The 18,883-nt window shown below is 71.7% G+C and carries 19 protein-coding genes; 6 read left to right on the top strand and 13 right to left on the bottom strand.

Annotated elements, in window-relative coordinates; translation table 11 throughout:
• Window positions 1-10: 10 nt before the first annotated feature.
• Window positions 11-994 (bottom strand): DMT family transporter, encoded by a 984-nt coding sequence (locus HD601_RS30375; protein WP_184828363.1) that lies wholly within the window; start codon window positions 992-994, stop codon window positions 11-13.
• Between the two features lie 133 nt (window positions 995-1,127).
• Between HD601_RS30375 and HD601_RS30370 the strand changes: the two genes are divergently transcribed.
• Window positions 1,128-2,240 (top strand): DUF4192 domain-containing protein, encoded by a 1,113-nt coding sequence (locus HD601_RS30370; protein WP_184828361.1) that lies wholly within the window; start codon window positions 1,128-1,130, stop codon window positions 2,238-2,240.
• A gap of 108 nt (window positions 2,241-2,348) precedes the next feature.
• On the opposite strand, the gene qcrB is transcribed toward HD601_RS30370, so the two are convergent.
• Genes qcrB through ctaE form a run of 4 tightly spaced genes read right to left on the bottom strand, consistent with a single transcriptional unit; the run spans window position 2,349 to window position 6,593 of the window.
• Window positions 2,349-4,001, bottom strand: coding sequence for a cytochrome bc1 complex cytochrome b subunit (qcrB, locus tag HD601_RS30365; RefSeq protein ID WP_184828359.1), 1,653 nt, complete (start codon window positions 3,999-4,001; stop codon window positions 2,349-2,351).
• Window positions 3,998-5,086, bottom strand: a complete 1,089-nt coding sequence (gene qcrA, locus HD601_RS30360) for a cytochrome bc1 complex Rieske iron-sulfur subunit (protein ID WP_184828357.1) — start codon at window positions 5,084-5,086, stop codon at window positions 3,998-4,000. Before qcrA ends, qcrB begins: the two co-directional genes overlap by 4 nt.
• Window positions 5,083-5,934 carry a cytochrome bc1 complex diheme cytochrome c subunit gene (qcrC, locus tag HD601_RS30355; RefSeq protein WP_343076464.1) on the bottom strand — a complete coding sequence of 284 codons (852 nt, stop codon included), beginning with the start codon at window positions 5,932-5,934 and terminating at the stop codon, window positions 5,083-5,085. Before qcrC ends, qcrA begins: the two co-directional genes overlap by 4 nt.
• An 11-nt stretch (window positions 5,935-5,945) precedes the next feature.
• A complete protein-coding gene (gene ctaE, locus HD601_RS30350) occupies window positions 5,946-6,593 on the bottom strand; it encodes an aa3-type cytochrome oxidase subunit III (RefSeq protein ID WP_184828355.1) in 648 nt (215 codons plus the stop codon).
• 210 nt (window positions 6,594-6,803) lie between these two features.
• Here ctaE and HD601_RS30345 point away from each other — a divergent pair, with 210 nt between their 5' ends.
• Window positions 6,804-7,223: a hypothetical protein gene (locus HD601_RS30345; RefSeq protein ID WP_184828353.1), complete on the top strand. Its 420-nt coding sequence runs from the start codon at window positions 6,804-6,806 to the stop codon at window positions 7,221-7,223.
• Window positions 7,220-8,257, top strand: a complete 1,038-nt coding sequence (gene trpD, locus HD601_RS30340; RefSeq protein WP_184828351.1) for an anthranilate phosphoribosyltransferase — start codon at window positions 7,220-7,222, stop codon at window positions 8,255-8,257. Before HD601_RS30345 ends, trpD begins: the two co-directional genes overlap by 4 nt.
• A 13-nt stretch (window positions 8,258-8,270) precedes the next feature.
• Here trpD and HD601_RS30335 read toward each other — a convergent pair whose 3' ends face one another.
• Both HD601_RS30335 and HD601_RS30330 read right to left on the bottom strand, forming a co-directional pair.
• Complete coding sequence (locus tag HD601_RS30335; protein WP_184828350.1) at window positions 8,271-8,552, bottom strand: Lrp/AsnC ligand binding domain-containing protein; 282 nt, start codon at window positions 8,550-8,552, stop codon at window positions 8,271-8,273.
• Window positions 8,553-8,611: 59 nt separating this feature from the next.
• Entirely contained in the window at window positions 8,612-10,354 is a 1,743-nt protein-coding gene (locus tag HD601_RS30330; RefSeq protein WP_184828349.1) for a DEDD exonuclease domain-containing protein, read from the bottom strand.
• Between the two features lie 138 nt (window positions 10,355-10,492).
• On the opposite strand from HD601_RS30330, the gene HD601_RS30325 reads away from it, so the two are divergent.
• The 3 genes from HD601_RS30325 to HD601_RS30315 all read left to right on the top strand — a co-directional run bounded on the left by HD601_RS30325 (window position 10,493) and on the right by HD601_RS30315 (window position 13,919).
• Window positions 10,493-10,729, top strand: a complete 237-nt coding sequence (locus tag HD601_RS30325; protein ID WP_184828348.1) for a hypothetical protein — start codon at window positions 10,493-10,495, stop codon at window positions 10,727-10,729.
• Window positions 10,726-12,018 (top strand): NYN domain-containing protein, encoded by a 1,293-nt coding sequence (locus tag HD601_RS30320; RefSeq protein WP_184828347.1) that lies wholly within the window; start codon window positions 10,726-10,728, stop codon window positions 12,016-12,018. The genes HD601_RS30325 and HD601_RS30320 overlap by 4 nt, the downstream gene beginning before the upstream one ends.
• Before the next feature lie 887 nt (window positions 12,019-12,905).
• The gene (locus tag HD601_RS30315; RefSeq protein ID WP_184828346.1) at window positions 12,906-13,919 is read left to right on the top strand and encodes a C40 family peptidase; all 1,014 of its coding nucleotides are present in this window, start codon (window positions 12,906-12,908) and stop codon (window positions 13,917-13,919) included.
• Between the two features lie 172 nt (window positions 13,920-14,091).
• Here the strand turns inward: HD601_RS30315 and HD601_RS35220 are convergent, their stop codons facing one another.
• From HD601_RS35220 to HD601_RS30290, 6 genes are all read right to left on the bottom strand, one after another.
• Window positions 14,092-14,226 (bottom strand): hypothetical protein, encoded by a 135-nt coding sequence (locus HD601_RS35220; RefSeq protein WP_281386375.1) that lies wholly within the window; start codon window positions 14,224-14,226, stop codon window positions 14,092-14,094.
• Between the two features lie 209 nt (window positions 14,227-14,435).
• Window positions 14,436-15,077 (bottom strand): response regulator, encoded by a 642-nt coding sequence (locus HD601_RS30310; protein WP_184830283.1) that lies wholly within the window; start codon window positions 15,075-15,077, stop codon window positions 14,436-14,438.
• Between the two features lie 11 nt (window positions 15,078-15,088).
• On the bottom strand, window positions 15,089-16,594 hold the full coding sequence (locus tag HD601_RS30305; RefSeq protein WP_184828345.1) for a GAF domain-containing sensor histidine kinase: 1,506 nt from the start codon (window positions 16,592-16,594) through the stop codon (window positions 15,089-15,091).
• Window positions 16,595-16,910: 316 nt separating this feature from the next.
• On the bottom strand, window positions 16,911-17,048 hold the full coding sequence (locus tag HD601_RS30300) for a hypothetical protein (RefSeq protein WP_184828344.1): 138 nt from the start codon (window positions 17,046-17,048) through the stop codon (window positions 16,911-16,913).
• 210 nt (window positions 17,049-17,258) lie between these two features.
• Window positions 17,259-17,396 carry a hypothetical protein gene (locus HD601_RS30295; RefSeq protein ID WP_184828343.1) on the bottom strand — a complete coding sequence of 46 codons (138 nt, stop codon included), beginning with the start codon at window positions 17,394-17,396 and terminating at the stop codon, window positions 17,259-17,261.
• Between the two features lie 199 nt (window positions 17,397-17,595).
• Window positions 17,596-18,876: a serpin family protein gene (locus HD601_RS30290; protein ID WP_184828342.1), complete on the bottom strand. Its 1,281-nt coding sequence runs from the start codon at window positions 18,874-18,876 to the stop codon at window positions 17,596-17,598.
• Window positions 18,877-18,883 lie beyond the last annotated feature (7 nt).

Genomic DNA, 18,883 nt, shown 5'->3' with positions numbered 1-18,883 from the left:
TGGTGCCCGGTCAGGGTTCGGCGACGGGGCTGGCGATGTCGTCGCAGGTGACGTCGAGCGCTTCGCGGCGCCCCTGGCCGGCCGGGCCCGACGCCGTCGTCGATCCGGCCGGTGACACCACGGCCGGCACGGGCTCGGGCTGCTTGTCCTTCGAGGTGGCCAGCACCGAGCCGATGAGGATGAGGCCGAACCCGAGGCCGGTGAAGACGGTGACCCGCTCGTCGAGCACCGCGACGCCGAGCACCAGCGCGACCGCCGGGTTGACGTAGGTGATGACGGTGGAGCGGCTCGGCCCGACCTCGGCGACCAGGGCGAAGAACACCAGGAACGCCACCACCGTGCACACCACGCCCAGGCCGGCGATGCTGAGCCAGACCTCGCTCGACACCGGCTCGCCGGGCCACTGGGCCAGGCCGAGCGGCAGGTACAGGACCGCCGACGCCGTCAGCGACGCGGCCATGACCCCGAGGCCGGGCAGCCGCGAGAGCCACCGCGACAGGATGATCGGCCCGACGGCGTAGCAGACGACGGTGCCGGCGACCGCCAGGACCGGCACCGGGCTGCTCGCCTCGACGTCGAAGCCGACGAGGGCCGCGACGCCGGCGAAGCCGAGCAGAAGGCCTGCCAGCCGCCGCCTGCCGGGCCGCTGCTCGGTTCCCATGACCCACACCAGCACCGCGCCGACCAGGGGCACCGCGGCGACGAGCAGGCCGGTGAGCGAGCTGGACAGCTCTTGCTCGGCGTAACCGAGCAGGTACCAGGGGATGCAGACCTCGACGAGGGTGAAGGCGAGCAGCGGCCGCCAGTGGGGGAGCAGCGGGCGCAGATAGCCCTTCCGGGCGGCCAGCGGCAGCAGCAGCGCGGCGCCGATGGCCGTCCGCGCCAGCACGATCGAGGCCGGTGACAGCTCGTCGACGGCGACCTTGATGAGCAGGTAGGGAATTCCCCAGATGATCCCCAGCGCGACGAAGAGGATCCACCCTCGACGGGACAAACCGGGCCTCCTTGCCCCTCACGCGCGCCCCCACCGGAGCACGTCGTCCACAGCGTTCTCTGGCGGCGGCAGTCGTCCACATTTCGGCGATCGGCGGTTGAGCCGGGCGGCCGGGCAGGGGAGTGTCGCCTCCATGAAGATACGCGAACACCGCAGCGACGCGATCGCAGGCGGGCCGGGCGACCTCCTGGCCGCCGTCCCGCACCTCATCGGCTTCCACCCCTACTCCAGCATGGTCGTCGTCTGTGTCGACCTCGAGGAAGGGCGCACCGGCCTCATCATGCGCCTCGACCTGCCCGCGGCCCGGCACGAGGAGGAGTATGCGGCGCAGCTGGCGCAGCGCATCGAGTGGCATCCGCCCGACGCCGTCATCCTCGCCTGCTACGGCGCCACCGGCGCACCGCCGGGCTCGGAGCCGGCGGAGTCGCTGGTGCCGCCCGAGCGGGGCGGGCTGCCGGGGGCACGGCTGATCGAACACCTCCTCGACCACCTGGCCGGAAGCCCGGTCCAGGTTCTTGGCACCGTCTACGTCGACGACGGACGGTGGTGGACCTACGACTGCGACCATCCGGGCTGCTGCCCGCCCGACGGCGTCCCGTTGCCCGGACCCGGCACCGGCGCGGCGGCCCAGGTGGCGGCGCGGACAGCGCTGCAGGGCCGGCGCACGCTGGCGTCGCGGCGCGAGCTCGAGGACGGCGTGCGCGGCCCGTCCGGCGCTCGCGAGGCCGACCTCCTCGACGTCTTCGCCCGGGTCGACCGCGAGCTGGCGGCCGAGGCGCTGGCCGGCGGCGGCTCCGCGGTGCGCGAGCGGACGGTGGCCCTCGCCCGCGACCTGGTGGCTCGCTCCGCCGAGGGCCGGCTCGACCTCACCGACGACCAGGTAGCCCGGCTGAGCCTCGGCGCGTCCGACATCCTGGTGCGCGACCGGCTGGCGGCCTTCGAGACGTCCGATCCGGCCGCCTGGCTGGGGCTGCTGACCGCGCTGGCCCGGCGGACGCCCGACGCCCGGGCGACGGCCATCTGCGCCATCCTCGCGTGGGTCGCCTACCAGCAGGGTGACGGCGCGGTCGCGAACGTCGCGCTCGACCGCGTCCAGGCCGTCGATCCCGGCCACACCCTGGCCGGCCTCCTCCGCGACTGCCTCGACGGCCAGGTCGAGCCCGGCCACATCGCTGCGGCGACCCGTGCGGCCATCGACGCCGCCGGCCGCGCCCGAGGCGAGGTGCGCCACGTCGGGGCACCCTAGAGCCGGCCTGTGTGGGGCTGACGCACCCGGGTGGTCACGACCCGGGAATGCGGAACGCCCGGGCCGTCCGTGAGGACGACCCGGGCGCTCCCGGTGGAGACCTATGGGTTACTGCTGGCCGCTGGGCAGCTCGTCGCGGTGACCGGCCTCGACCTCGTGGCCGTGCTCGCCGTCGTGGTGGGCCGACTCGAGCTCTTCCCGCGTCGGCTTCTGCACGACGTCGCCGAAGTAGAAGCGGGAGAGCCGGGCCTGCGCCCTCTTGGCCCGGTACCGCGGGTTCGGGATGCCGTTGGCGTCGGTGGCCGGCCCCGGGTCCGACGGCAGCTGCCGCTCGTGCCACGTGAGCTGGTAGGCCTGCGGCTGCGACAGCGGAGCGTGCAGTTCCGAGAACTCGCCGTCGGGGCTGACCATGACGATGCCGGTCTCGCGGCCGTGCATGACCTTGTCGCGGTCGCGCCGCTCGAGGCCCAGGCAGATCCGCTTCGTGAACAGGAACACCAGTGGTGGCAGCACGAAGATGCCGACCTGGATGAATCTGGTGATCCAGTTGACCGGTATCTCGAGCACCGTGGCGAAGAAGTCGTTGCCGCCGGCGATCATCAGGAGCACGTAGAAGGTGATGAACGCGGCGCCGATGCCCGTACGCACCGGGACGTTGCGCGGCCGGTCCAGCAGGTGGTGCTCGCGGGTGTCGCCGGTCGCCATCTGCTCGAGCCACGGATACAGCGCGAGCGGCGTCAGGATGATGCCGGGCAGGATGACCGCCGGGATCAGCACGCTCATCGTGACCGGGTGACCGAAGACGTAGAACTCCCACGGTGGCATCACGCGCAGCGCGCCGTCGAGGAAGCCGACGTACCAGTCGGGCTGGGTGCCTGCCGACACCACTGACGGATCGTACGGACCCCACAACCAGACCGGGTTGATCTGGATGGTCGCGGCCAGCAGGACGATGACGCCCATGACGATGAACTGGAATCCACCGGCCTTGGCGACGTAGATCGGGAAGAACGGCGCGCCGGCGACGTTCTCGTTGGTCTTGCCCGGGCCGCCCCAGTGGGTGTGCTTCTGGTACCAGAGGATCATCAGGTGCGCCGTGACGAGCGCCAGGATGAGCCCCGGGATCAGCAGGATGTGCATGGGGTAGAGCCGGGCGATGATGTCGTCGCCCGGGTACTCGCCGCCGAACAGGAACGACGACACGTAGGTGCCGACGATCGGGATGGCGAGCATGCCGCCCTCGATGATGCGCAGGCCCGTGCCGGACAGCAGGTCGTCGGGGAGGGAGTAGCCGGTGAAGCCGGCTGCCACGCCCAGGACCAGCAGGATGACACCGATCAGCCAGTTGATCTCGCGCGGCTTGCGGAACGCGCCGGTGAAGAAGACCCGCAGCATGTGCGCGGACATGGCGGCCAGGAAGATCAGCGCGCCCCAGTGGTGCACCTGGCGCATGAGCAGGCCGCCGCGCACCTCGAACGAGAGGTCCAGCGTCGTGGCGTACGCCTCGGACATGCCGACACCGCGCATGGGGGTGTAGGCGCCCTCGTAGACGATGTGCGCCATCGACGGCTTGAACCAGAGCGTCAGGAACACGCCGGACAGCAGGATGATGATGAAGCTGAACAGCGCGATCTCGCCGAGCAGGAACGACCAGTGGTCCGGGAAGACCTTGCGGATGTTGCGCTTCAGCCAGTTGGATGCGGTGATCCGCTGGTCGACGAAGTCGACGACCTTGCCGGCACCGTTGACGACGGCGCTCATCGTGTGCGCTCCCAGTAGCTCGGCCCGACGGGCTCTTCGAAGTCGCTCTGCGCGATCAGGTAGCCCTCGGAGTCGACGGCGATCGGCAGCTGCGGAAGGCTCCGCGTGGCCGGGCCGAAGATCACCTTGCCGTTGTCCGACAGGTCGAACGTGGACTGGTGGCACGGGCAGAGCATGTGGTGCGTGGTCTGCTCGTACAGGCTGATCGGGCAGCCGACGTGCGTGCAGATCTTGGAGTACGCCAGGATGCCGTCGACACCCCAGTTCTCGCGGCCCGGTGCGACGTGAATGTCCTCGGGCAGCATGCGCACGAGCATGACGGGCGACTTGGCCCGCTCGTTGATGCGCTCGGGGCCGTGCTCGGGGAGGTCCTCGAACGTGGCCGGCATCGTGTTGACCAGCTGGCCGATCTCGAGGTCGGCGGCGCGGATCGGCATGAACGTCACGTCGGTGAGGACGCGGACGCCCTCGCCCCAGATGGTGTGCGCCTTGCGCTCGCTGGGCGACAGGCCGGTGTTGGGGCCGAGGTCGCGCAGCATGAGCACCGCGGGCAGCGGCAGCAGCGCCAGCGCGCCGAGCAGCGAGTTGCGGATCAGCTTGCGCCGGCCGAAGCCGGTCTCCTCGGTGCCGGTGTTGAAGTCGGCCAGCGCGGCGGCGCGGGTCTCGTCGTCGCTGCGCAGCGGGTGCCGCTCGTGCACGACCTCGGGGGAGGTCATGAGCGACCGGGCCCACTGGACGGCGCCGGCGCCGACCAGGAACAACGCCAGGCCCAGGGTCAGGCCGAGCGTGATGTTCGAGATCTGCACGTCGCCGAGGCTGACGCCCGTCTCGGGGTCGTCCGGATGGATGCCGAAGACCACGTAGGAGACGATGAAGGCGACGATGAGGATCGAGGCCAGCGCGAACATGCCGGCCACCTGGCGCTCGGCCCGGCGCCCGGCCTTCGGGTCGACGTCGGTGAGCCGCGGCTCCTCGTGGTGCAGGCCGGGGTCGGTGATCGGGTCGCCGTGCGGGACCACCGCGTCCGAGCCGTGGGGGACGACGGCGTGCTCGTCGCCGCTGGGGTTCTGGTTGTGAGTGCTCATGCCTTCGACGACCTCGTCACGATCCAGGTGGCCATGCCGATCAGCAGGCCGATGCCCACCAGCCACGCCCACAGGCCCTCGGCGACCGGGCCGACGCGGCCGATGGCGAGGCCACCGGGGTCGGGCTCGTTCTGCACGGAGTCGAGGAACGCGATGATGTCGCGCTTGTCCTCGGGCGTGACCGTCTTGTCGTTGAACACCGGCATCGCCTGCGGGCCGGTGAGCATGGCCTCGTAGATGTGCCGCGGCTCGACGCCGGTCAGGTTGGGCGCGAACTGGCCCATGGTGAGCGCGCCGCCCTGGCCGGTCGTGTTGTGGCACTGGGAGCAGTTGGTGCGGAACAGCTCGCCGCCACGGGCGACGTTGCCGGCCGCCGGGTCGAGGTACTCGTCGGCGGGGCGGTCCGGGCCCGGCGCCAGCGAGGCGACGAACTCGGCCATGGCGTCGATCTGGTCCTGGTTGTACGAGACGGGCTTGCGCTCGGCCTGCGCCGACGGGGCGGCCAGCGGCATGCGGCCGGTGCCGACCTGGAAGTCGACGGCGGCGGCGCCGACGCCGATGAGCGACGGCCCGAGGACCTCGCCGTCGCTGGTGCGCTGGCCCTCACCGTTCAGGCCGTGGCACGAGGAGCAGCCGATGGCGAAGAGCTGCCGGCCCTCTTCGATCTGCGTGGACGAGGCGGCCTGCACGTTCTGCGACGTGGACGGAGCCAGCGCGGCGTAGGCGCCGCCCGTGGTGAACAGAACGGCGACCAGCACGCCGACGGCGGCGAGCGGGTGCCGCCGCCGGGTGGACACCAGCCGCCCGATCCACGAGCCGCGGGATCGGCCGGGCAACGATCTGGGCACGTCTCTCCTCGTCACTTGACCACGTAGATGGTGAGGAACAGGGCGATCCACACGACGTCGACGAAGTGCCAGTAGTAGGACACGACGATCGTGCTGGTGGCCTGTTCGTGGGTGAACCGGCGCGTCATGTAGGTGCGCCCCAGCAGGAACAGGAACGCGATGAGCCCGAGCGTGACGTGCAGGCCGTGGAAGCCGGTGGCCAGGTAGAAGATCGAGCCGTACGGGTCGCTGGAGAGGGTCAGGCCCTCGTGCATGGCCAGCTCGGCGTACTCGAAGACCTGGCCGCCGATGAAGAAGGCGCCCATGAGGAACGTCAGCACGAACCACTCGCGCATGCCCCACTTGCCGACCTGGAACACGTTGCCCAGCCGGCCCACCTGTCCGCGCTCGGCCCGCAGCACGCCCAACTGGCACGTGACGGACGACAGCACCAGAACGCTGGTGTTGAGCAGCGAGAAGGGGACGTTGAGCAGCTCGGACTGCTGTTCCCAGAGGGCCGGGGCATTGGACCGGAGCGTGAAGTAGATCGCGAACAGGGCCGCGAAGAACATCAGCTCGCTGGACAGCCACACGATGACCCCGACGGCGACGAGATTCGGTCGCTCGGGTTGCCTCGTGTGGGCAGCGTCGACGGCGGTTGCAGAAGCCACGCCCGTCATTATGTCGGTCGCTCTTCGCGAGCACGACAGGACCCCGGGGTAGAGACGCCCGGCGTGTCCCTATCGATACTCGCCGAGGCGGCGGAGATGAAGCAAGCCTTACCTTCATCATCTGGACGCGGCAGCGCCCTCGCCGGTGAGAACGAGCGCACCGGTACCATCGTTCCGACCAGCCAGCCACCACGACTGATTCCAGCGAGGGCCCGCAGGATGAGCAGCACCGAGCCGACCATGACGATCCTCGTCTACAGCGACGACCGCACCACCCGCGAGCAGGTGCGGCTGGCCGTCGGCCGGCGTCCCGCGGCCGACCTGCCGAAGGTCGAGTTCGTCGAGGTCGCCACGCCCGCCGTCGTCATCCGGACGCTCGACGCCGGCGGCATCGACATCGCCGTGCTCGACGGCGAGGCGGTCCCCGAGGGCGGCATGGGCCTCGCACGCACCATCAAGGAAGAGATCTACAACGCGCCGCCGGTGCTCGTGCTCATCGGCCGGCCGCAGGACGCCTGGCTGGCCACCTGGTCGCGTGCGGAGTCGGTCGTGTCGCACCCGCTCGACCCCATCGCCGTCGCCAACGCCGTCGCCGACCTCATGCGGCGCCGCGCCAACGGCGTCTCCGCCACGTCATGAGCGAGTCGCAGCAGACCTGGCCCGCCGTCCTGACGGCGCTCGTCAACGGCGAGGACCTCTCCACCGAGGCGGCCGCCTGGGCCATGGGCGAGATCATGCGCGGCGAGGCGACGCCGGTGCAGATCGCCGGGTTCGCGGTCGCGCTGCGCGCCAAGGGCGAGACGGTCACCGAGCTCGAGGGCCTGGTCCAGGCCATGTACGACGTCGCCACGCCGTTCCCCGACCCCGGGCCGGCGCTCGACATCGTCGGCACGGGCGGCGACCGCGCCCAGACCGTCAACATCTCGACCATGGCCGCCATCGCCGCGGCTGGCGCCGGCGCGCGCGTCGTCAAGCACGGCAACCGCGCCGCGTCGTCGCTGTGCGGGTCGGCCGACCTGCTCGAGGGGCTCGGCATCCGGCTCGACCTCCCGCCCGCCCGGGTGGCCGAGATCGCCGCCGAGGCCGGCATCACGTTCTGCTTCGCCCCGGCGTTCCACCCGTCGCTGCGGCACGCGTCGACGGCGCGCAGCGAGCTCGGCATCCAGACGACGTTCAACATGCTCGGCCCCATGGCCAACCCGGCCCGGCCCAGCGCCCAGGCCGTCGGCGTGGCCGACGCGCGGGTCGCGGCGCTGATCGCCGGCGTGCTGGCCGGGCGTGGCACGTCCGCCCTGGTCTTCCGCGGCGACGACGGCCTCGACGAGCTCACCACCACGACGACGTCGCGGGTGTGGGTCGTGCGCGGCGGCGACGTGACGGAGGAGCGGTTCGACCCCGCGTCCGTCGGCATCGCGCCGGTGCCGGCCGAGGCGCTGCGCGGCGGCGACGTCGCCTACAACGTCGGCGTGGCCCGGCGGTTCGTCGAGGGCGAGAAGGGGCCGGTGCGCGACGCCGTCCTGCTCAACGCGGCGGCGGGGCTGGCGGCCTACGACGCGCTGGACGCTGCGCTGACCGACCGGCTGGCCGCGGGCCTCGAGAAGGCGGCCGCCGCCATCGACTCGGGCGCGGCGGCGCAGGTGCTGGACCGCTGGGTGGCGGCCGCCTCGGCCTGACGGACCGGCGGGGTCAGTCCTCGGCGCCGAGCGCGAAGGCGGCCTCGAGGTCGTGCTTGGAGTACGCCCGGAAGGCGATGTGCGTCTCGGTGTTGAGGACGCCGTCGACCTTGTTGAGCTGGTCGGCGACGACGTCGGCGATGGCGTCGTGCGTCCGGACCCGCACCAGCGCGACGAGGTCGATCTCGCCGGTGACCGAGTAGACCTCGCTGACGCCGTCGAGTGCGGCGATCTCGGTCGCGACCTCGGGGATGCGCGCGACGTCGGCCTGGATGAACACGATCGCAGTGATCACGTGATGTCTCCTCGGGGTGTGCCTGTTCAGCGCCGACACTACCGGGCTGGAGGCACCTTCTAGCGCAGCGGCCGCAGAGGCCGGCGGTCGGCGAACGGGCGGGCGGAGCGCTGGTCGTCCTCGCGGGCGTCGGCGAGGGCGGTGTAGCCGGCCGCGCTGGGCCACGGCAGCGTCCAGATGCCGTCGACGCGGACCAGCCGGGTGCCGGGAGTCTCGAGCCAGCGCAGCACGCACTCGGTCTCTTCGGCGGTGGCGGCGGGCAGCGGGTGCGGCGCGGGGCGGACGGTCTCAGCGGTGGCGATCAGCGCGTCGACGTACGGAAGCGGGTCGGCGCCGGGCGGCGACACCTCGGCCCCGGCCAGCCGGCCGTAGCGGACGACGTGCAGCTCCCACCCGCCCACCTCGCGCCGTCGGGCCGCCACCAGCTGCGGCACGATGGCCAGCGAGGCCATGCGCTGCGACCGGACGAGCGAGCGGACCAGCGTGGCCAGGCGGTCGCGGCGGACGGCGGCCTCCTCGTAGCGCTCCTTGCCGGCCAGCGCGGTGATGCGGGCGAGCAGCCGGTGCACCAGCAGGCCGGGGTCGCCGGTGAAGGCCCGCCGCACCTGCTCGACGTGGACGCCGTACTCGGCCGCGGACTCCTTGCCCGTGCACGGCGCGCCGCAGCGGCCCATGTCGGCCAGGATGCAGGCCGACGACGACGGCGACGCGGACAGCCGTTGGGTGCACTGCCGGATGGGGACCGCCTCGTGGACGGCCGTCATGGCGGCCTCGGCGATGCGCCGTGACCCGAACGGCCCGAGGTAGGCCGAGCCGTCGTCGCGGACCTGGCGGACCAGCGACAGGCGCGGGAACGCCTCGACGGTGAGCTTGAGCCAGCTGCCGCGCTCGGGGAAGCGCGAGCGGCGGTTGTAGCGGGGCTTGCGCTCGGCGATGAGCCGCAGCTCGCGGACCTCGGCCTCGAGCGGCGTGGCGCACTCGATGCCCGTGACGCCGGTGGCGATGGAGACCATCTCGGTCATGCGGGGGCGGGTCTCGGACGCCGTGAAGTAGGTGCGCACGCGGGTGCGCATGTCCTTGCTCTTGCCGACGTAGAGGGTCTCGCCGTCGGGAGCGGTGAACATGTAGACGCCGGGGGCGTGCGGCAGCTGCTCGGACAGGTGCCGCTTCTGCCGCTGCGCCGGGGTGACCTTGCTCTGCCAGAGCGCGAGCTCCTCGACCGTGTGCACGCCGACGTTGCCGAGGCGCTCGAGCAGGCCGTGCAGGACGTCGACCGTGGCCCGCGCGTCGGCCAGGGCACGGTGGTTGGGCGTGGTGGAGGCGTGGAACAGCCGCGCCAGCGTGGAGAGCTTGCAGTCGCGGGCCTCGTCGCGCGAGAGCACCCGGCGGGCCAGCCGCGCGGTGTCGAGCACCTGGAACGCCGGCCAGTGCCGGCCGGTCTGCTCGCACGCGGCCTTCAGGAAGCCGACGTCGAATGGGGCGTTGTGGGCGACGATGACGCTGCCGCGGGCGAACTCGAGGAACGCCGGCAGCACCGACCCGATGCGCGGCGCGCCGGCCACCATGAGGTCGGTGATGCCCGTGAGCACGGCGATGAACGGCGGGATGGCCGACGCCGGCCGGACCAGGGAGTCGAACTCGCCGACGACCTCGCCGGCGCGGACCTTGACCGCGCCGACCTCGGTGATCTCGTTGCCGTCGGGCGCGCCGCCGGTGGTCTCGAGGTCGACCACGACGAACGTGGTGGAGACCAGCGGCATGCCGATCTCGTCGAGCGTGCCCTGGATGGCCACGGCCGTCATGTCCCACCCCTCTCGGTCGATTCGGCCACCTGATCGAACAGTAGGGACCGCCACCGACAATCTCCGGGCACGACCCGCCGTCGTACGGCCTACGCTGGGACGGAGCAGGTTCCACGCACCGACGCCGAGGAGGAGCACATGCCCGTTCCCCAGCCGTCCGAGAACACTCGGTGGCGCTGCGCGCAGTGCGGCAACCTGACCCGGTTCGACGTCGTCCGGTCCAGCCGCGTGCGCGAGTTCGTGCACGTCGACCTCGCCGGCGTCCCGAAGGTCGAGGAGACGGACGTCCTGGCCGACGCCGTCGAGCGCGTGGTCTGCCGCTGGTGCGGCGGTGAGGGAACGGTCGAGCTCGTCGCGCGGCCCGACTCCGCGTGAGCACACTGCCCGACGCGGTACGGGCGCGACTGGTCGCGCTGGGGTCCGACGTGCTCGGCGCACTGCCGGCGGGCGACGTGCCCGGCGTCCTGCGCCCCGTCGCCCGGTTCGCGGCGGCCAAGCGGGCCCGGCTCGGCGGCGGCGCGATCGCCTCGGCCCTCGACACCGAGGCCGGGTTCCGTCGCCGCGTCTACGAGGCCGCCGCGGCGGCCGACCCCGGGCTGGCGAAGGCCCTGGGCGAGGGGGCCGCCCCGGCCGCCTCCGACCCCGTCGACGTCGCCGTCATGGCCTACCTGCTGCGCCCCGACGGCTGGGAGAGCATGATCGAGACGGCGGCCACCTCGGTCCGCCGCGGCGACGACGAGGCCCGGCTCACCCGCGAGGCGGCCGCGGCCGAGCGGCTGCGCGAACAGCTCGAGGCCGCCCGCGCGTCGGCCCGCGAGATGCGCACCACCATGCGCGCCGAGATCGACCGGCTCAAGGCCGAGAACACCATGCTGCGGCGGCGGGTCCAGGAGACTCGCGAGCGGCTCAGCGAGGCGCGCCAGCAGGAGCGCGACGACGAGGATCAGGCCGGCCGCGAGCTCACCGACGCCCGCGCCGCCCTGCGCGCCGCCGAGGTCGAGGCCCGCCGGCTGCGGGCGCGGCTGGCCGACGCGGAGGGGGCACTGGAGGCGGCGCGCCGCAGCGGCCGGGCCGAACGGGGACTGGGGACGGCCCGGCTGGCGCTCCTGCTCGACACACTCGGCGAGGCCGCCGCGGGGTTGCGCCGGGAACTGGCGTTGCCGGCGTCGACACTGGCGCCCGCCGACACCGTCGAGGCGGCCGTCCCCGGCGACCCGCTGGCCGGCGGCGCGGTGGGACGGGCCCGAGGAGTGGGGGACCCCGGGTATCTGGACGAGCTGCTGGCGCTGCCCCGGGTCCACCTGATCGTCGACGGCTACAACGTCACCAAGGCGGCATGGCCCACCATGCCGCTCGACGCGCAACGCTCCCGGCTCGGGCAGGGGCTGGCCGCGGTGGCGGCCCGGACGGGGTCCGAGGTGACCCTGGTGTTCGACGGCGCCGACGTGACGGTCCCGCCGCCCGTCGCCGCGCCCGGGATCCGGGTCCGGTTCAGCCCGACGGGGCAGACGGCGGACGAGTTGATCCGGCGCATGGTGCGGGCGGAGCCGGAGGGGCGCCCGGTGGTCGTCGTGTCGTCGGACCGCGAGGTGGCCGAAGGGGTGCGCCGGCCCGGCGTTCGGAGTGTCGAGTCGGTGGCGTTGATCGGGTTGCTCAGTCGCTAGTCCTACGGTGGGGTGCTGACGTGGGTGGGCCCCTGCTGTCCTTCATTGTCGAGGGCGCGGCGGCGCGCCTCAAGTCCGCGCCCGCTGTGGTTGGGCTGGTGCTGTGGTTGGGGGGCTTGGACTTGACCCGCGCCGCCGCGCCCTCGCCTTTCACAGCACCAGGGCCCCCTCCCCAGAATGGACCCGGCCCTCAGGCCCGCTGTTCTCTCTTTGCGCTGGCCGCTCACTGTTGATCATGGAGAAGGGCGGCTTCTGTGGCCCGTTTAACCCGCACTTCTCCATGATCATCAAGGATTCGACCCCCTATGGTGTGGTGGATCCTTGATGATCATGGAAAGCGGCCGGCGGGGGCAGGGCGCCAGCGGGGGTGGGGGCCGGCCAACTGGGCAAACCCGGCGCGCGGGTGCCCGGCGAACCCCGAGCGGCCAACCACTCCTGTCACACCCGTCACGCGACTCTCGACGGACTTTGTCGGACCCTGCCTTTAACGTCGTGGATCAGGCAGGCGAGAGGACTCGCCGCAACCGGCGTGAGAAGTGAGGGAACGTCATGCACATCGACTGCGATCGGTGCGAGATGCGGGGCCTGGCGTGTTCGGACTGCGTGGTGTCGGTGCTCCTGGGGCCCATCGACTCCGAACTGGGTGGTGAGGAGCGTCAGGCGCTGGGGGTGCTCGCGGAGGCGGGCTTGGTGCCGCCGCTGCGACTGGTCGTGACAGAGGGTGACATCGCGGCGAGAAAGTCGGCCGAAACCGGGCCGAGGGATTTGCGGGAGGCACGTGAGGCTGGCTAGGCTCCCGGCCCAGGTGCCTGATTCCCCCCGAAGGAAGGACCAGAGTGCCTGAGCCAGGTGGTCACCCCCGCCGTCCGCGTCGCGCGCTTGTCGCATTGTGTACAGCGGCCGTCAGCGTCACCGGGGGACTGACCCTCATCACGCAGAGCCATGCCGATCCGGAGCCCACGCTGGCCGAGGTCAGGGAGCAAGTCGACGCCCTGTACCACCAGGCCGAGCAGGCGACCGAGCGGTACAACGCAGCCACCGACGAGCTGACCGAGGTCAAGCGCCGCATCGAGCGCGCGCAGGCGTCGGTGGAGCGCCAACAGGAGGCGGTCGACGCCGTCAGGGCGCAGATCGGGGCGTTCGCGGCCGCGAGCTACCGGTCCGCGGGGACGGTCGACCCCACCATGCAGACGCTGCTCGCCGAGAGCCCCGAGGACTTCCTCGCCCAGGCGTCGGTCATGAACGCGTTCGCCGGGCAGCAGGCCGACAGCCTCGCCACGGCCGCCGAAGTGAGCCGCAGCTTCGAGCAGGCTCGCATGGTCGCCGACGAGGAGCTGACGCGTCAGCAGGCCATCGAGACCACCCTCGACTCCGAGAAGGCGAACGTCGAGAAGCTGCTCGACGAGGCGCAGGCCATCCTCGACCAACTGGAGGCCGAAGAGCAGGCCCAGCTCGAGGAGGACCGCGAGGAGAACTCCGACGCACCCAGCCGCGGCGAGGACGAGGAAGAGGAGGACGGCGGTGGCGAGACGCCGCCCGACGTCCCCGTGTCCGGCCGTGCGGGTGTCGCCGTCGAGTTCGCGTTGGCGCAGGTCGGCGACCCCTACGTCTGGGGCGGCAACGGGCCCGACGGCTGGGACTGCTCGGGCCTCACGAAGGCCGCCTGGGGCGAGGCCGGCGTCAGCCTGTCGCGCTCGTCGGGCTCGCAGATCAACGACGGCGCGCGGGTCTCGAAGAGCCAGCTGCAGCCGGGCGACCTGGTCTTCTACTACAGCCCCATCAGCCACGTCGGCATCTACATCGGCGACGGCAAGATCGTGCACGCCACCCACCCGGGTGACGTCGTGAGCATAGACGACATCGACCTCATGCCGTTCGCGGGCGCCGCCCGGCCGGGCTGACCCCGCACCTCACCCAGACACACGACGAGCCGGGCGCCGCGATGGCGTCCGGCTCGATCAGTGACTGAGGGGCGAGAGAGAAGGACGAACCGAACGAGCCACCCGCGACTCCGTTGTCACGGGCGCTCGCTCCACCGGTTGCTCTCGCGGTGCAACCGCTGATCGGTTTCGGTCAGCTCACCGTGATGGCGTGAGCCAACTGCCAGCTGATGAACCACGTGCCGGCCAGGATCACAGCGAACACGGCCAGCCGCATCAGAGCGCTCTCGATGCGCAGAGAACTCCGTTGCTGTAGTACGTCACGCATGGTCGATCACCCCCGGGCTTCTCAACCTCATTCCGGCAGGTCGCTACCTGCCTACATCAAGGATGAGGTCTGATGACTTCGGGGTCGATGGAGCGAGCGTCTACTTACGTATCGACCGAACGGGGGAGGTGCGTCACACTCGGTGACGGCGCGTCACCGAGTGTCACAGGCAGGGCCCCGATGTCACGGGAGCGCGTCCCGGTGTCACATTACCCCGGCTGGCCCTCTTCGCCATTGCTCAACAGGCCGGCGCGTACCGCTGCCATGATGGCCTGAGCGCGGTTGGACGCGTTGAGCTTGTCGTAGAGCTTCGACACGTGGGTCTTGGTGGTCGACTCGCTGATGTACAGCTTGCGGGCGATGCTGGACACGCCCAGACCGTCGGCGAGGAGGTCGAGCACCTCGCGCTCGCGCCGCGTGAGCTGCGGCCCGGTGGGGTGCAGGCGGCGCTGCATGGCCTCGGCCAGGCCGTCGGCCACGAACGCGGACGGCGCGGTGGCGGCGTGCCGGGCCGCGGCGACGACGTCGTCGCTGGGCGAGCTCTTCGGCACGAACGCCGACGCACCGGCGTCGAGCGCGCCGAACAGGTGGTCGTCGCCGGCGTACATGGTGAGGATGACCAGACCGATGTCGCCGCGGTGCTGCCGGAGCTTCTGCGCCAGCTCGAGGCCGCTGCCGTCGGGAAGCCGGATGTCGATGACCGCCACCGTGGGCTGCGTGGCCTCGGCGAGCTTGTGCGCCTCGGCGACGGTGGCCGCCTCGCCGACCACGGTGAACCCGGCGTCACGCTCGAACGCGCGGCGCAGGCCTTGGCGGATGAGCTCGTGATCGTCCACGAGCATGACCGACATGGGCACGGTTGTTACCCCTCTCCATGAACGTTGCCGAGGGATACGTCGACGACCGTACCGCTCTCGGGCCTGTCTTCGATGACGAGTGTGGCGCCCACTCGCCGGGCACGCTCGGCCATGATCTCCAGACCGTAGCGGCCACGTGGTTGCTCCCGCATGCCCATGCCGTCATCGACCACGCGAATCTGCGCGTTGGGCGGGCTGACCGACACGGTGACCCACAGGTTCTTCGCCTTCGCGTGCTTGCGCACGTTGGTGATGGCCTCTTGGCCGATGCGCAGCAGCTCGGCCTCGACCTCGGGCCGCAGGCGGTCGTGCTCTTCCTGGTGCACGAGGTGGACCTTGAGCCCGGCCTGCGCGCCGACCTGCCGGGCATAGGCCGACAACGACGTGCCGAGGCCGCCGTCGTGGTCGAGGTCGCTGCGCAGGTCGAAGATCGAGTGCCGCAGGTTGGACAGGATGCGGGTGAGCTCCTGCCGCAGGGTGGTCGACAGCGACTTGGCGTCGGCGTCGGTGGTGCGGGCGATGAGGTCGTCGACGAGATAGCCCAGCGAGGTCAGTTCTTGGGCGATGCCGTCGTGGATCTCGCGTGCCAGCCGCCGCCGTTCTTCGCGGGTGGCCAGTTCGCGCACCTCGTCGAAGAGCAGGGCGGTCTCGAGCCGCAGCGCGCCCTCGTCGGTGGACCCGACGAGCAGTTGCAGCTCGTCGGAGGACACCTGGTCGGGCACGTCGGCGACGATGACGCCCATGGTCCGCGACCCGACCCGCAGCGGCAGCACGACGCGGTAGCCGCGCCGCCCGTTGGGGGTCCAGGCCGGGGTCTCGCTGCTCCACGCCTCGAGGACGACGGGGTCGCGCTCGGCGCCGAGCAGCCAGCCGTCGTCCTCGCCGCGATGGGCGAGCGGGAACAGGTTGCCGCCCTCGCGCCGTACTAGCAGCGCGGCGCGGCGGACCGAGAGCGGCCCGGCGACGTTGTCGAGCAGGCCCTCGGCGAGCGTGCCGGGGTCGAGGCCGACGGAGAGCCGCCGCGACACCACCCGCAGCTCGGACAGCAGCCGGTACGCGGCGGCATAGCGTCCGCCGTCGGCGATCTGGATGCTGTCGAGGCGCAGCACCCACGCCCCGATGGCGCCGGTGGCGAAGATGATGACGACCCAGACCGAGACGCTGCCGAACGTGGGCAGCTCGATGAGGCTGCCGCCGGCCAGCACGTTGCCGATGGCCAGGCCGATGGCGCCGGTGAGCGTGGTGATGGCGGTGCCCATGATGCTGCCGGCCAGCCCGGCGGCGAACGCCGGCACCAGCAGGTACGGGAGCGCGAGGTAGGCCTCGGGCAACCCGAGCCCGACGATGATCGAGGCCAGCGACATCTCCGCGGCCACCCGCACGCGGGTGCGGGGGAGGATCCGCTCGGAGATGGCGGCCGCCAGCGCGACGAGCGCCAGCGCGCCGAGCCACCACCAGTCGGTGACCACGCTGCGGGCGGACCCCGTCAGGGCGATGACGAGCGCGAGCATTCCGGGGCGCGCGACGGCGACGCCATGCCAATGACGCTGGACGGAATCGGGGGCCCACACACTCACAGGCGGCAGTTTGCCGCAAAACATCGATCCGCGAGTTCCGAATCGCGGCATGTGCCCGCACTTCGAGACATGGATTGGATCAAGAAAACGTGATCTGCCCCACAGATCGCTCCGTTACTGGCAGTGACGGCCCGAAAACTCACTGTGACGCTGTGACGCACCCTTCGCTTCGATTCGCGCGATCGCCGGAATTGGGTTATGAGCCCGAATCGGCGACGATCTTTCCCTGCCCGATTCGGACATCGCGGGCTCAGCCGCGCGGGTCGGTCATGGTCACCGCGGCCGCCTGGGTGCGGGCCTCGTCGACGCGGATGTAGGTCTTCTGCACGACGACGCCGAGGTACGGGTTCCCCGGTGACATCGGCAGGAACGCGGTGGGAATGCGCATGAGCGGCACCGTCACTGTGGCGCCGTCGGCCAGTGAGCACGTACTGGTGCCAGGACGCCAGCAGACGCTCACCCATCCGGCCACCGCCCCGGATCCCACTGAACCCTCACGCCGGCTCGGGGAAGGACCTCTCCCCGCACACCGCGCGGAATGGGTGAGGGATAGGTGTAGCCCCAGCGACACCGATCCCTCAACCATCGCGATGGGCGGTCAGTCCGGGGCGGCACCGAGGGCGTCGATGAGCTTGCCGACTTGGCGGCGGCCGTGGCACCAGTCGATGATCGCCCAGGTCTCGTGGGTCTTGAGTTCGAGTTTGGTCTCGGCCGGTGACACCTCGGACAGCCGCACCGTGATCTCCGCGCCGCCGGAAGCCGCCGTCGCTCGTGGTCCTCGGTCCGCTCGCGCACCCAGGCGTCGATGTCGTCGGCCGTCTCCTGCGCCCGAGGTCGGCGTCCTCGATGGTGGCGCCGAAGGAGTCGCGGGCGAACACGACCAGCAGTGCGGCCGTGGAGACCGGCGAGGTGACGGTGTTCTCCGTGCCGGCGGGTCAGCCGCGCGGGTCGGTCACCGCGCCGAGGAACACGATGGTCCCCGTCTGGCTGTCGGAGATGGTGAACGCGAACGGACGGTCGGCGCGGAAGCTGTCGCCGGCCGACGTGCGGGTGGCGCCGCCGGTGACCGCGGCCGCCTCGGTGCCGGCCTCGTCGACGCGGATGTAGGTCTTGTGCACGACGGTGGCGAGGTCCTGCGGCTGCGGCGACATGGGCCGGAAGTCCGCACCCGAGAAGGCCGGGCCCATGCCGAGCGCGGTCAGCGCGTCGGCGAGCTCTGAGCTCCACTCCAGCTCGAACTTGGGGATGGCGACCGTCTGCAGCTCCACCGGTGCGAGCGCGGCGACGGCGGCGGACCACTCCGCGGCGTCGAGGGACGCCAGCAGCTGCGGCAGCCCGGAGTCGGCATCGGGGAGCAGGAGCTCCATGCCGTACCGGCCGTCGGCCCCGTAGGGCAGCCGCAGCATGGTGTAGCCGTCGCGCTGGACGAACGGCAGCGTCTGCTGGCGCAGAATCATGAGCGGCACCTCGGCGCTGCCGCCGTCGGCCAGCGTGAACGGCTGCGGCCGGGTGTCGGCGGGGTCGAACTGCGTGGTCCAGGTGCCGAGGAAGTACACGGCGTTGACCAGCACCAGCGCCGCCTGCGCGTCGGGCAGGCCGAGGTCCTCGGCGATGCCCTCGATGCGGTCCTCGGTGTGCTCGCGCACCCAGGCGTCGATGTCGTCGGCGGTGTCCTGCGACCCGAGGTCAGCGTCGTCGACCGTCGCGCCGAAGGAGTCGCGGACGAAGTCGAGGTAGCCCTCCTCGAACGGGATGCCCTGCTGCGCCCACAGCGCGTTGGCCGCGGACAGCGTGACGTCGTCGGTGTCGGAGAGCTGCTGGAGCAGCTGGCCGACCCGGACGTCGCGGGGATCCTGCAGGTGCAGCGTCGCGGCCATGGCGTCGGCGGTCTCGCCGCCCGCGCCCGCCAGCAGCATGGCCAGCATGGACGCGACGGAGACCGGGGACGTGACGGTGTTCTGCGTGCCGTCGGTCAGCTGCCCGAGCAGGTCGAAGCCGAACTGGTTGACCGACGAGCCGACGGTGCCGGCGTCGGCGGGCGCGAGGTCGGCGACGACGTCGATGCGCGGCGCCGGCCCGGGGTCGATGCTCGGAGACTCGGCCGCCTCACCCCCACCCGCGGAACCGTCACCGTCGTCGCCGGCCTGGCCGGAGCCGCAGCCGGCGAGCAGCAGGGCACCGGCGAGCACCGCGGTGACCACGCGGGGCAGGGACATGAGCGCA

It is taken from the genome of Jiangella mangrovi (assembly GCF_014204975.1).
Lineage (GTDB): Bacteria > Actinomycetota > Actinomycetes > Jiangellales > Jiangellaceae > Jiangella > Jiangella mangrovi.
Note: the sequence above shows the minus strand (reverse complement) of the source record. Positions and strands in the feature narration are given on the sequence as shown.